Source organism: Lewinellaceae bacterium (assembly GCA_020636135.1).
GTDB lineage: Bacteria > Bacteroidota > Bacteroidia > Chitinophagales > Saprospiraceae > JAGQXC01.
Genome location: JACJYK010000001.1, coordinates 147,807 through 161,164, shown reverse-complemented (window position 1 = coordinate 161,164; position 13,358 = coordinate 147,807). Strand labels below are relative to the sequence as shown.

Below are 13,358 nucleotides of genomic sequence, written 5' to 3'. Positions count from 1 at the left end.
CAATCCTGGTTGAATTGGTACTTTAACCGCCATATCGAAGAACCATGTATGCAGGAGGAGGATTTAGTGACTGGGAGATCGGTGACATCGATGTGTTTGTCCAGAATGGAGTATACCATCTTTTTCATCTGATCATTCCCAACCATGATTACATTGCCCACGCCATTTCGACCGATGGTATTTCCTGGCGTCGTGTCGACAATGCGCTATTCGTCGGGCATCCGGGCGCCTGGGATGACGATATGCTCTGGACCATGCATGCCACCCGCCGGGGAAATCTATACTACTTATTCTACACCGGTTTGGCTATCCGCGACCGGGGAATGATTCAAAAAATAGGGATCGCCATCAGCGACGATCTGATCCGTTGGGAAAAACGTAAAACGGGCAATTTCCCGATCAGGTCCTGCGGACCCCATTACGAAGATCTCAACAACAATCCACGCGGGTGGCTCAGTTTTCGAGATCCTTATTATTACGAGGAAGAAGGTCAGGCTTATCTGCTCGTTTGTGGCCGTTCAGCTGAAGGCCCTTTCTCCCGCCGGGGCTGTGTTGGCTTATTGCAGCTTACGGAGGATAATAACCTAGCGATGCACACCGCGTTGCTTTATCCGCGCATGTACGATGATGTGGAATGCCCCTGTCTGTTCAAACTGAATGACCGTTATTACTTGTTGGGATCTATCCGGGAAGACATTAAAGTGCGCTATTGGTTTAGCGATGAAATACGGGGCGAATACCACAGCTTCCATTCCGATGTCTTATTGCCTCAGGGCAATTACGCTGCGCGGGTGGTAAAAGACAATGGACACTGGCTCTTGTATAATTTTTACTTCATGGATGGCCGGGTGAATTCAAAGCGGGTCCTGCCACCGCCCAAACAACTGGATACCGACGCGCATGGCAGGCTTGTACTCACCAGCTTTTACCGGTGGGAAACGATGACCATCCACACCATGAATCAATCAGAACTGACCCCGGTCCGTGCGTTACTGAATAACCCGACCGCTTCGATGGAGGTCGATGACCAGGAATGGCGTCTGCAAAGCCGTAGCGGTTACGAATTGTTTTGCTTCAGCAGCACCAGTACGAGTTACATCTGGGAAGGACGTCTCACGGTGGAAGGATTGGGTAAATGTGGATTATTTTGCGATGTAGACCAGAACGGAAATGGTTACTTCATTCCTTTTGATGTCGTTAATGGTCTGGTTAAGATCCGCACCTGGGGTTGTAACCCTGACAACATGAAAGAAGATTTCATTTTTAAGGATTTACAGTCCAACTTATTCATTGTTCCTGCAGATCGCTCGTTCCATTTCAAGTTGATCCGTTACGGTAATTATTTTGAACTGTCCCTGGACGGGGTGATCCGCCTTACCTTGATTGACTATACCTTCAGTGCACCCTTACTGGGTTTGTATTCCGCCTCATCCCGCATTCTGCTCAGCGAAAGTACCCTTAAGTCCTTGCCCCATCCGGTATTGGAGTACGCCAGCCAGGAACCTACCGAATAAAAAAATCCACAATCAAACGTTTTTGATTGTGGACGATGAAAAAACTCTCACTATGAAAAAACGGATTAGCCTTTCGTTTTTTCGAACATTGCAATAATTCCAATAGTAAAGTGGATGGCGAACGGACCATTTGAAGATCTCATTTCATGTCAGGTTCAGTCAGTCAGGTTTAATATGCATGAAGCGAAGATGCTTGTAAACCTGTCCGTTCTCCACTATTCTAGATGAATGCCTCGCGAATACCGATTAATGGCCGGCGCATGCGATGCACTTGTATAGGGTAGACGGTAATTGGTTTCAAAAGGTTGCATCGTTAAGGTTTTCTTAACGTTAATTAACAATCGACTGTTGAATCCTCAACAAATGGCTACCAGATTTTGATGCCCAACCTGATCATTCAACCTACAACACTCAACATTCAACCACATAATTTTATCCCACCCAGTTTTCCCGATCCAAACTCCGGTACTGGATGGCTTCAGCGATGTGCTCGATTTTGATCTCCGGCGAAGCAGCCAGATCGGCAATGGTACGGGAAACCTTTAGGATACGGTCGTAAGCCCGTGCTGAAAGCTGTAATTTTTTCATGGCAGTTTGCAGCAGGATTTGTCCGGGCTGGCTCAGCACACAAATTTCACGAACCATGCGACTGGGCATCTGAGCATTGGCATGAATATCCTGAGTGGATTCGTAACGCGCTTCCTGAACTTGACGAGCGGCAATGACTCGTTCCAGGATCTCGGCGCTGCCGGTGCGCGGCCGATCTGCACCGGTTAGCTCATCGAAACTGACCGGAGTAACTTCCACATGCAGGTCGATGCGATCGAGCAGGGGTCCGGAAATCTTATTCAGGTACCGATGAACCACACCGGGAGCGCAAACGCATTCCTTTTCAGGATGATTGTAATAACCGCAAGGACAGGGATTCATGGAGGCAATCAACATAAAATTGGCCGGGTAGTCCACCGTCAGTTTGGCGCGCGATATGGTCACTTTGCGTTCTTCCATAGGCTGTCGCATCACCTCAAGCACAGTGCGCTTGAATTCGGGCAGTTCATCCAGAAATAATACCCCGTGGTGCGCCAGTGAGATCTCCCCCGGCAATGGATTGGAGCCTCCGCCTACCAGTGCAACATCACTAATGGTGTGATGGGGTGACCGGAAAGGCCGGTGATAGACCAGCGCCGAATTAGGCGGCAAAATACCGGCTACCGAATGAATCTTGGTCGTCTCCAGCGCTTCCTGCAGCCCTAACGGCGGTAATATGCTGGGCATACGGCGGGCTAGCATGGTCTTACCGGCGCCGGGTGGGCCGATCAGGATCACATTGTGACCACCGGCAGCAGCAATCTCGAGGGCTCGCTTGATGTTGTCCTGACCACGTACATCGGCAAAATCCAGCTGGTAAGCCTCCTGGTTGGCGAAAAAGTCATCCCGGGTGTCCAGTTGCACCGGACGGTGCTCACCCTGGCCTTCCACCACTTCGACAGCCTCTCTTAGATTCGTTACGGCATATACGTCCAGATGATTGACAATGGCAGCTTCCCGGGCATTTGCGGTGGGGATCAATAAACCCTGAAATTTCTCTTTCCGGGCCTGGATCGCCATGGGCAATACCCCGCGCACCGGGCGGATCTGGCCATCCAGCGCCAGTTCACCCATCAGCACAAACTGATCCAGTTTCTCCTTATCCACCTGACCCGTTGCCGCGAGGATAGCCATGGCAATCGGTAAGTCGTAGGCGGAGCCTTCTTTCCGGATGTCTGCCGGTGCCAGATTGACGACCAACTTGAGACGCGGAAGCCGAAATCCGGAATTATTAATGGCTGCCTCAATCCGTTGTTCGCCTTCTTTGACAGCACTGTCCGGCAAGCCGACCAGAAAGTATTTGGGCTGTTGGGCACCACCGGCATTCACTTCAACGGTAACGGTCCGGGCGTCAACCCCGAAAACGGCACTGGCGTATGTTTTTGCAAGCATGTGGGATGGTGTTGAACAATAATGATAGCAATTATTCTGCAATTCACGGATCATTATCCACATCAGATCCTGCTCCAGGCTTTCATTTTTACCCTTTTGGTTTAAATGAAATCCTGTCCTTCACGCGAAACAGGTACAGGTTGTCATGCATTATTCGATCGAAATCACGCATTAATAGCTGTGGTTTTCGGTTCTTTGTAGTTCTAAATTAAGACTATGAAGATCAAACTGGAACGAATGAACAATGCGGTGCATTTCCGCTCGACCAGTCCGGAAGGTATGACTATTGATATTGACGGATCCGCAGCTGTGGGTGGAGAAAACCTGGGCATGCGGCCCATGCAGGCATTTCTCTCGGCTATGGTATCCTGCAGTTCCATCGATATCGTGGCTATTTTGGCCAAGATGCGCCAGGAGGTAACCACCTTTTGGGTTGATGTCGAAGGTTTGCGCGTGGAAGAACACCCGAAGATATTCCACACCATCCATTTGCATTTTCACATCGGCGGACAGGTTAAAGAAGAGCGTGCTCACCGTGCCATCGAATTGTCGCTAACCAAATACTGCTCGGTCTCGATGATGCTGAAAGAGTCGATCAAGGTGGATTATACCTTAACCCTGGAATCATGAAACAATTTGAGACCCGGGCAATCCGGCTGCAAACCGAGCGCTCACAGCACCATGAGCACTCCACCCCAATCTTTCCGACTTCCAGTTTCATCTTCGACGATGCCGAACACATGCGGGCTTTATTCGCCGAAGAGGCGGAGGGTAATATCTACAGTCGCTTTTCCAATCCTTCGGTCAGGGAATTCGAACTAAAAATGGCTTCCCTGGAAGGGACCGAAGATGCCGTGGCGACAGCAACGGGCATGGCTGCCATATACAGTACGCTGGCCACCCTGCTTGAACAAGGTGACCATATTGTTGCCTCCCGGTCCATATTTGGATCATCGTACCAGATCATGACCCAATACCTGGTCAAATGGGGTATCAGCCACACGTTTGTAGATGCCGGTGACCCATCCGGCTGGAAGGATGCAGTACGGCCTAGTTCTAAAATCCTGTTCATAGAGACACCTTCCAACCCCGGACTGGATGTGATCGATCTGGAATGGGCCGCGCAATTTGCTCACCAGAACGGTATGTTGCTGGTCGTGGATAACTGCTTTGCCACACCTTACCTGCAAACACCGGTACAGTGGGGAGCGGACATCATCACCCACTCAGCGACAAAATTCATTGACGGCCAGGGACGAGTCCTTGGTGGTGTCGTCTGTGCATCCGAAAAACACATCAAGTCGATTCATAAATTCATCCGCAATACGGGTCCTTCGCTTTCTCCATTCAATGCCTGGGTCTTGTCCAAAAGCCTGGAGACACTGGCTGTCCGCATGGACCGGCATTGCGACCACGCATTGAAGCTAGCCATTGAATTAAAAGACCATCCAAAGTTACAGGCGGTCCATTATCCGTTTCTTCCCGATCATCCTGGTCATCAGATCGCACTCAAACAAATGCGCGCCGGAGGAGGATTGCTGACCTTTGAAGTGGAAGGTGGGTTATCGGCTGGAACACGGTTTATGGACAAGCTGGAGATGATCACCATTACCGCAAATCTGGGAGATACCCGTACCATAGCCACCCATCCTGCTTCTTCCACGCATTCAAAACTTCCCGTGGAAGAACGACAGCGCGTAGGCATCACCGACGGATTGATCCGGGTCTCGGTAGGCCTCGAGCATGCCGATGATATTCTCCACGATATCCTGCAAGCACTGGACTGAGCGGAGTGAAACTTATTGTGCGGTTGCTACGGACGGCAATGGGTTTGGAACAATGGGCCCGAATATTTTGGGTGTATGGCAGTCATTGCAGCCAATGGCAGTCACCAGATATTATCCCCGGGCTATTTCTGCTGCCAGGTCAGAATGTGGGGCGACATCGGGTGCTGCTGAACCAGATTCGTTTGGCTGGCATGCAATCAGAAAAAAAGAAAGGACAAGGAACATTGAAGCTGTTGGTTTCATATGTTTGAAGATTATTTCGAGAAAGATAAAAGCCTGGTACCGTGGGCGCCTTATCCTAAGAAACGGATCAACCAGAATCAGTACTAAACCGAATAAAAAAGGGAATGAACTTTCTGACATTAGAAAATGTATCCTTGCGCTATGGAGAAAAACTCTTGTTTGATGCATTACAACTCTACATCAATAAGGGTGATAAGGTAGCGCTGATTGCCCGTAACGGAACCGGAAAATCAACCCTGCTGCGCGTTGTCGGCGGAGAGATCAAGCCCGATGGTGACAGTTATAAAACCTATCTGCGGCCTGATATCCGCATTGGATATTTACCTCAGGAGCCGCATTTACACCCGGGTAATACGGTCCTGCAGGAGGTATTTCTCTCGGATGATCCTGCCATCCAGGCTATTTACCGTTATGAACAAGCCATGAACCGGCATGATGAGTCGGCTATCGCCGAGGCAGCCCAGGTAGTCGAACGACTGCGTGCCTGGGATGCCCAGACGCGGGCTGAAGAGGTGCTTCATAAATTGAATATCACCGACTTTGACCGGGTCGTTGGTACCCTTTCCGGAGGACAGGCAAAACGCCTGGCCCTGGCCAAATTACTGGTTGCCAGTCCGGACTTCCTGATCCTGGACGAACCGACCAACCACCTGGACATTACCATGATCGAATATCTGGAACAGTATCTGCTCCATCCACAACTCACCCTCTTCATGGTCACCCACGACCGCTATTTTCTGGAAAATGTCTGCGATCAGATTGTTGAACTGGAAAATGGCAAATTATACCCCTATCCGGGAAATTACAGCACCTACCTGGAAAGAAAAAGCTTACGGAAAGAGATGGAGAGCACAACCCTTTCCAAAACCAGGAAACTGGTATCCCACGAATTGGAATGGATACGCAGGATGCCCAAAGCCAGAACCACAAAAAACAAGGCGCGCATTGACCGGTTTGCCGAACTGCAGGAGTCGGCCCGGGTAAAATTGACCCAGGATGCCATGCAAATTGATATGGAACCAGAGCGCCTGGGTTCTAAAATTGTCGAAGCGCAATACGTAACCAAGTCACTGGGTAATAAATTATTGGTAAAGGATTTTGCCTACAACTTCAAGAAGGGCGAGCGGGTAGGAATTGTAGGCCCCAATGGCGCCGGGAAAACAACTTTCCTCAAGCTGCTGGCAGGGGATCTAAAACCGGATGCCGGCCGGTGGGTGATTGGCGAAACGGTAAAAATCGGTTTTTACAGGCAGGATGGCCTGAGCCTCAAGGAAGATAAACGGGTGATCGATGTTGTGCGCGACATCGCCGAATACCTGCCCCTGAAAAAAGGGATGAAATTAAGCGCAGAACAGTTGCTGGAACATTTCATGTTTCCCCGACCTCAGCAGCAGGTATTTGCTTCACAGTTAAGCGGCGGGGAAAAACGAAGGTTGCATCTGCTTCAGGTGCTGATGAGTAATCCCAACTTTCTCATCCTGGATGAACCTACCAACGACCTGGATATTCTCACGCTGAATGTGCTCGAAAACTATCTTTCCGAATTCCCCGGCTGCCTGGTGGTGGTAACCCATGACCGTTATTTCCTCGATAAACTGGTCGACCACTTGTTTGTCTTCCGTGGCGACGGTACGGTCATCGACTTTAATGGGACTTACTCCGAATTCCGTGCAGAACAAAGTCAGGTGCTGGCACCGCTGCCGGATCCAAATACGGAAAAAACGGTCAGTCAGCAAGCCCAGCGCTTCCAGGACACCAAAGAGAAAAAGAAGCAACTGAAAAAAGTGGAACGTTCCCTGGAACAACTTCAACAGGAAAGGCAGAAGATCCTCGACTGGTTTGCAGAAGGACATACCGATATAGACGAAAGCACCCGCAAAAACAACAGACTGCAGCAACTCGAAGCTGAAGTAACCCAACTCGAAGAAGAATGGCTGGAACTTGCCAGTGAACTGGAGGAATCTTCAGACTGACATCCTCTTTGATCCATAGCTGGTCCTGCCAGCCGCACTTCCTGAATTCCCTGCAAAATCATGGGCTGCCGGAACTTATAACCGCCTGATCTTCTTAACTCAATGATAGGTTAAGTATATTCGCATCGCCTAATGAAAAATGAAGAATTATGACGAAGTTGATAGCACATTTGGATGGAGAGCGCATTGAAATTGACATGCCGGACAATGAAAAAATCCTCTATGCACTTCTGGATGAAGGATATGATCCACCATTCTCCTGCCAGGCCGGTTCCTGCTCAACCTGCATGGCCAAGCTGGTAGATGGTAAGGTAACCATGGATGAATGTTATGCACTGACGGACGAAGAAGTGGATGCCGGATACATTCTTACCTGTCAGTCCAGGCCACTGACGGATACCGTGGAAGTGGATTACAACGTTTAGCCTGGAGGCCGGATTCAAACTGGCGGTGTCGAAATTGAAACTGATATTTTCCTGTGATGATAAATTAATCCGCAATGGTTAATTCAATAAAGACAACAAAACACCATTGGGTGTTATGCGCCCTGCTGATTCACATAGCGTGGATATCCACCGGATATGCCCAGAAGCCTATAACGGTCGAAGACATCTGGACCAACTACACTTATAATCCTAACGTGGTGCCCGGGTTCAATTTTCTGCTCGACGGAACCCAATATGCCCGTTTGGAAAATGGAACCATTCAGGTTTATGACATCCGTACAGGATCTCCAACCGGTACTTTGTTTTCTGCCGATCAGATGGATGCCGCTTCCCTTCCGGGCAGAGTGGATGGCTACACGCTGAGCGACGATGAGTCCAGGATCTTGTTGTCATTCGGGAGCGAGTCGGTCTATCGACGATCGACAAGAGCTTATTATGCCGTCTGGGACCGGACCAGTCACACCCTGCAGAACATCGATGCAGGCCACAAATTGTCCCTTGCCGTACTGTCACCGAATGCGCAGCAGGTGGCATTTGTCTTTGAGAACAATGTCTATATCCAGGATCTGCGGGATGGAGAAGTCCGTCAGATAACAGAAGACGGGATGATCAACGCCATCATCAACGGTACCACCGACTGGGTCTACGAAGAAGAGTTTTCACTGGTACAGGGCATCTATTGGTCAGCGGAAGGAAATTACCTGGCTTATTATCGCTTTGATGAAAGCGAAGTACCCGAATACACCTTGCCCTTTTATTACGATGATCTTTATCCGCACTGGGTCACCTATAAATATCCCAAGGTTGGAGCGAAAAACTCGGAAGTCTCCATTCACATTTACGAGATCAAATCCGGGCGAATAGCCGATGTTGCCCTCCCAGCCGGTAATGAATATGTCCCGCGCATCAAATGGACCAGACAGGATGACCAGCTCTGTGTGATGACCATGAACCGCCATCAGAATGAACTGCAGTTACGCCTGGCCGATGCGCAAACAGGCAATGCCAGAGTGTTGCTGGAAGAAACGAATCCTTATTACCTGGATGTCCAGGATGACCTGACATTCCTTCCGGATGGCGACCACTTCATCTGGACGTCTGAAAAGGACGGATTCAATCACATCTACCTCTATGACATGCAGGGAAATCAGGTTCGCCAACTCACCTCGGGTAACTACGATGTAACCTTGTTCTACGGTTACGATCCCGCCCACGACCTCATTTATTACCAGGCTGCCGAAGCGTCGCCACTGCAACGACAAGTGTACGAGATCAAGCTGGATGGCAGTGGCAAACGGGCCATCAATGGGTCGGCTGGGACTCACGAGGCCCAATTCAGCCACACCTTTGATTATTGGGTCGATACCTATAGCCGTATCAATCAGCCTGCGGTCTACACGGTTCTGGACCGGGAAGGTCATGCCGTGCGGGTCATCGAAGACAACCATCACGTCACCGAACTTCAAAAAGAATACGGGGTCACACCAGTTGACTTTTTCACCTTTAAAACTCCGGAAGAGGTAACCCTGAATGGATGGATGATCAAACCGGCCAATTTTGATCCAGCGAAAAAATATCCGGTCTTCATGTTCCTTTATGGTGGGCCGGGTTCCCAGCAGGTATTGGACAACTGGCGCGGTCAAAATTACTGGTGGTTCCAGTCACTGGCCCAAAAAGGATACATCGTTGCCTGCGTAGACAACCGGGGCACCGGTGCACGAGGCCAGGAATTCAAGAAAATAACCTATAAACAACTGGGGCATTACGAGACGATAGATCAAATTGCTGCAGCACGTTTTCTGGGCAGTCTGTCTTACACTGACCCGGCACGAATCGGCATATTCGGATGGAGTTACGGCGGCTACATGTCCAGCCTGTGTGTGCTCAAGGGTAATGACGTCTTCAAGATGGGCATTGCAGTGGCGCCGGTCACAAACTGGAAATGGTACGACAACATCTACACCGAGCGTTATATGCAAACGGAAGAAGAAAATCCGTCGGGATACCGGGATAATTCACCGGTATATTTTGCAGATCGTCTGAAGGGAGCTTATCTCCTGGTCCATGGATTAGCCGATGACAATGTCCATTTTCAACATACGGCAGAAATGGCCAATGCACTCATCGCAGCGAATAAGCAGTTTGAAACGTATTTCTATCCGAATCGTAATCATGGGATCTATGGCGACAATGCCCGGACCCATTTGTATACGAAGATGACTAACTTTATTTTAAACAACCTATAATGCGAAATCCGATGATCATCACCACCACCGACTTCATTCCCGGCAGAGAGATCGTTCAGGTTCTGGACATCGCCCGCGGCAGTACCGTACGGGCACGGAATTTTGGTCGGGACATCATGGCAGGTTTAAAAAATCTGGTCGGAGGCGAGATCTCCGAATACACCCAGCTGATGTCTGACGCCCGGGAACAAGCCATCGACCGGATGATCACCGATGCAGAGGACCTCGGTGCCGATGCGATCATCAATGTTCGCTTTATGACTGCTATGGTGATGCAGGGAGCCAGTGAGATCCTGGCTTATGGCACCGCCGTCAAATTGAAATAACCATGGAACGCGACTTCTCCAAATACGAAATCAAAAACAGGAAGGCAAAATTTGAATACATCTTTATCGAAACCTTCCAGGCGGGGATCCAGCTTACGGGATCCGAGATAAAATCCATCCGGGAAGGTCTGGTAAATATGGGCGATGCCTATTGTGTGTTTCAGAACGGAGAACTCTATGTCCGCAATTTGCATATCAGCGAATACAAGCAAGCTTCCGAGCAAAACCATGATCCGATGCGGAACCGTAAATTGCTGCTGAAGCGCTCAGAGTTGAAAAAAATGGCGCGGAAGGTGAGCGAAAAAGGGTTTACCATCGTGCCTTACCGCATCTTTTTTGCTGATTCCGGATTTGCAAAAATGGAAATCGCATTAGCACAGGGTAAGAAAGCCTTTGATAAACGCGAATCCATTAAGCAGAAGGATCAGCAACGCGAAATCGATCGCATGGATAAATATACCCGTTGACATGTCCAGACTGGCGTGGATTATTGGTATAGGACTGCTTCTCTGCCTTTGGCATTGTGCAAACCCGATAGCACCTACCGGGGGCCCCAAGGATGAAGATCCACCCAGGATCGATTCGACCAGGTCTACACCCAACTACCAGACGAATTTCACCAAACAGCCCATCAACCTCACTTTTGATGAATGGTTGAAACTGGATAAGCCCAATCAAATTGTGGTTTCACCGCCCATGCGTAAGAAACCAACCTTTACGCAGCGGGGAAAATCCATCCACATTGAGTGGCCGGAGGAGGAGAATCTGATTGACAGCGTTACCTACACCATAAATTTCGGAGACGCCATCAAGGACATTACCGAGGGCAACATACTGAAGGATTACCGGTTTGTTTTTGCCACCGGCCCGGTCCTGGACAGTGGAAGGGTGGAAGCAACCATAACGGATGCCCTGACCTTACTGCCATTGGAAAATATAACCGTCATGTTGTACGTGAATACGGACGACTCCATAGTGTACAAGGAACCACCCTATTATTTCGCCAAGACAGACAAACAAGGACACTGCATCATTGAAAACATCCGGCCCGGCAGGTTTAAAGTATTTGCCCTCGAGGATGGCAACCAGAATTACCTTTTTGACAATGTGAACGAAAAGATCGGTTTTCAGGATTCCACCATCTTCGTAACCGATACCAGTTTGACTTCGATTCACCTGAAAGTATTTCAGGAATTATTACCGTATAAAGTAGTCCGAAGGAGGTTGTATCAAAACCTGGCCCAACTGACTTTCAATCGCAGTCCGCGGGACCTCCATCTGGAATCCGGTTACCAGCCTCCGGTGATGGAGCAAGACCTCGATACCTTGCGGTTATGGCTGGATAACAGCGTGCCTGATCCCTGGACCTTTTATTTGACAGATTCGGCCAATTTCAGGGACACCCTAGTCCTGTATCAGGATTCAACAAGTCGTTATGAGCTTCCGGTCAAACTGGAAGGATCTGCAAATACCACCGGTCAACCTGCTGCTGCGCCCTGGGAAATCCAATTCAATCAGCCTATCCAAAGGATCGATACAGCGCTGATCCAGGTGCAAGTAGACGACTCCCTGGCTACAGCAATAGATGTGGGCTGGTACATCGATACGACGACACCTGGAGTTCTAGTAGGTACTTTTGGCTGGAAGCCGGATACCAAATACCGGGCACAACTACTTCCAGGAGCTATACAGGGCTGGATCCGTTTGCAGGAAGACACCATCCAACTCAACCTGCGTACGGCCAAAACCGAAGATCTGGCTAATCTGGTGATCCAGGCCGACAGTCTGGACCCTCTAACCCATTATCTCGTCCAGTTGATGTCAAAGGATAATATCATCAAAGAAGGTAAGGTCTACGGTGTGCCTACTCAGGAGATAACCTGGCGGGGACTCAAACCTGCTGAATATGATTTACGTATCATTGCAGATGAGAATGCCAATGGGGTGTGGGATCCGGGGGATTATTTGAAACATCGTGTTTCCGAGCCGGTACAAATTCAACCCATTCAAAATTTAAGAGCGAATTGGGACCTGGAAATTCGTTTTAATTGGAAATCTTCGGGATTATGAAACTTTACACCCGGCAGCTTGAAAAATTTTACGGTCGTCGCAAAGTCGTGGACGATGTGACCATCGAGGTCAATCAGGGAGAGATCGTCGGATTGCTCGGTCCCAACGGCGCAGGAAAAACCACTACTTTTTATATGGTCGTAGGCTTCATCAAGCCCGATGGCGGTGCCGTTTACCTGGAGGACCAGGAGATCACCGAGCTTCCCATGTACAAAAGGGCACGCCTGGGTATCGGATACCTGCCCCAGGAACCTTCAGTGTTTCGTAAACTCAGCGTAGAGGACAACATCAAGGCGGTGCTTGAGATGACCAAACTCTCCAGGGAAGAACAAAAGTCAAAGCTGGAGTCACTGCTTGGTGAATTTGGACTGCATAAAGTCCGCAAGAATATGGGCGACAGCCTGAGTGGCGGCGAAAGAAGGCGTACCGAGATCGCACGCGCTCTGGCCACCGATCCCTATTACATCCTTTTGGATGAACCCTTCGCCGGGATTGACCCGATTGCTGTGGAAGACATCCAGCAAATCGTAGCAAGGCTTACCGAAAAAAATATCGGCATCCTGATCACGGACCACAATGTTCAGGAGACGCTATCGATCACAGACCGGGCCTACCTGATGTTCGAAGGACGCATCCTGCGGTCCGGAAGCGCCGATGATCTTGCCAATGATCCGCTGGTAAGGAAAGTTTACCTGGGTCAGCATTTCGAACTCCGCAAGAAAAAATTCAGTTGAGTACCTCCAGGCACCCTGATCGTATTGTGCGAAGTTTCC

Annotated in this window: 11 protein-coding genes; 10 read left to right on the top strand and 1 reads right to left on the bottom strand. The window is 49.6% G+C overall.

What is annotated here, in order from left to right:
• Positions 1-44: 44 nt before the first annotated feature.
• Positions 45-1,514 carry a glycosyl hydrolase family 32 gene (locus tag H6570_00670; GenBank protein ID MCB9317765.1) on the top strand — a complete coding sequence of 490 codons (1,470 nt, stop codon included), beginning with the start codon at positions 45-47 and terminating at the stop codon, positions 1,512-1,514.
• A gap of 432 nt (positions 1,515-1,946) precedes the next feature.
• Here the strand turns inward: H6570_00670 and H6570_00665 are convergent, their stop codons facing one another.
• Positions 1,947-3,494 (bottom strand): YifB family Mg chelatase-like AAA ATPase, encoded by a 1,548-nt coding sequence (locus H6570_00665; GenBank protein ID MCB9317764.1) that lies wholly within the window; start codon positions 3,492-3,494, stop codon positions 1,947-1,949.
• A 216-nt stretch (positions 3,495-3,710) separates the two neighbouring features.
• Here H6570_00665 and H6570_00660 point away from each other — a divergent pair, with 216 nt between their 5' ends.
• The 9 genes from H6570_00660 (at position 3,711) to lptB (ending at position 13,319) form a co-directional block, all read left to right on the top strand.
• The gene (locus H6570_00660; GenBank protein MCB9317763.1) at positions 3,711-4,124 is read left to right on the top strand and encodes an OsmC family protein; all 414 of its coding nucleotides are present in this window, start codon (positions 3,711-3,713) and stop codon (positions 4,122-4,124) included.
• Positions 4,121-5,281 (top strand): aminotransferase class I/II-fold pyridoxal phosphate-dependent enzyme, encoded by a 1,161-nt coding sequence (locus tag H6570_00655; protein ID MCB9317762.1) that lies wholly within the window; start codon positions 4,121-4,123, stop codon positions 5,279-5,281. The genes H6570_00660 and H6570_00655 overlap by 4 nt, the downstream gene beginning before the upstream one ends.
• A 347-nt stretch (positions 5,282-5,628) precedes the next feature.
• Positions 5,629-7,497: an ABC-F family ATP-binding cassette domain-containing protein gene (locus H6570_00650; protein ID MCB9317761.1), complete on the top strand. Its 1,869-nt coding sequence runs from the start codon at positions 5,629-5,631 to the stop codon at positions 7,495-7,497.
• A 149-nt stretch (positions 7,498-7,646) separates the two neighbouring features.
• The gene (locus H6570_00645; protein MCB9317760.1) at positions 7,647-7,922 is read left to right on the top strand and encodes a 2Fe-2S iron-sulfur cluster binding domain-containing protein; all 276 of its coding nucleotides are present in this window, start codon (positions 7,647-7,649) and stop codon (positions 7,920-7,922) included.
• A 74-nt stretch (positions 7,923-7,996) separates the two neighbouring features.
• Complete coding sequence (locus H6570_00640) at positions 7,997-10,189, top strand: S9 family peptidase (GenBank protein MCB9317759.1); 2,193 nt, start codon at positions 7,997-7,999, stop codon at positions 10,187-10,189.
• An 11-nt stretch (positions 10,190-10,200) separates the two neighbouring features.
• The gene (locus tag H6570_00635) at positions 10,201-10,515 is read left to right on the top strand and encodes a YbjQ family protein (GenBank protein ID MCB9317758.1); all 315 of its coding nucleotides are present in this window, start codon (positions 10,201-10,203) and stop codon (positions 10,513-10,515) included.
• Positions 10,516-10,517: 2 nt separating this feature from the next.
• Positions 10,518-10,982, top strand: a complete 465-nt coding sequence (gene smpB, locus H6570_00630; GenBank protein ID MCB9317757.1) for an SsrA-binding protein SmpB — start codon at positions 10,518-10,520, stop codon at positions 10,980-10,982.
• 1 nt (position 10,983) lies between these two features.
• Positions 10,984-12,585, top strand: a complete 1,602-nt coding sequence (locus H6570_00625; protein ID MCB9317756.1) for an Ig-like domain-containing protein — start codon at positions 10,984-10,986, stop codon at positions 12,583-12,585.
• A complete protein-coding gene (gene lptB / locus H6570_00620) occupies positions 12,582-13,319 on the top strand; it encodes an LPS export ABC transporter ATP-binding protein (protein ID MCB9317755.1) in 738 nt (245 codons plus the stop codon). Before H6570_00625 ends, lptB begins: the two co-directional genes overlap by 4 nt.
• Positions 13,320-13,358: the final 39 nt, after the last annotated feature.

Bases quoted from the DNA above. Each gene is read 5' to 3' on its own strand.
- H6570_00650 (MCB9317761.1), top strand. From the start codon at position 5,629: ATGAACTTTCTGACATTAGAAAATGTATCCTTGCGCTATGGAGAAAAA.
- H6570_00665 (MCB9317764.1), bottom strand. From the start codon at position 3,494: ATGCTTGCAAAAACATACGCCAGTGCCGTTTTCGGGGTTGACGCCCGG.
- H6570_00625 (MCB9317756.1), top strand. From the start codon at position 10,984: ATGTCCAGACTGGCGTGGATTATTGGTATAGGACTGCTTCTCTGCCTT.
- H6570_00645 (MCB9317760.1), top strand. From the start codon at position 7,647: ATGACGAAGTTGATAGCACATTTGGATGGAGAGCGCATTGAAATTGAC.
- H6570_00640 (MCB9317759.1), top strand. From the start codon at position 7,997: ATGGTTAATTCAATAAAGACAACAAAACACCATTGGGTGTTATGCGCC.
- H6570_00655 (MCB9317762.1), top strand. From the start codon at position 4,121: ATGAAACAATTTGAGACCCGGGCAATCCGGCTGCAAACCGAGCGCTCA.
- H6570_00635 (MCB9317758.1), top strand. From the start codon at position 10,201: ATGATCATCACCACCACCGACTTCATTCCCGGCAGAGAGATCGTTCAG.
- H6570_00670 (MCB9317765.1), top strand. From the start codon at position 45: ATGTATGCAGGAGGAGGATTTAGTGACTGGGAGATCGGTGACATCGAT.
- lptB (MCB9317755.1), top strand. From the start codon at position 12,582: ATGAAACTTTACACCCGGCAGCTTGAAAAATTTTACGGTCGTCGCAAA.
- H6570_00660 (MCB9317763.1), top strand. From the start codon at position 3,711: ATGAAGATCAAACTGGAACGAATGAACAATGCGGTGCATTTCCGCTCG.
- smpB (MCB9317757.1), top strand. From the start codon at position 10,518: ATGGAACGCGACTTCTCCAAATACGAAATCAAAAACAGGAAGGCAAAA.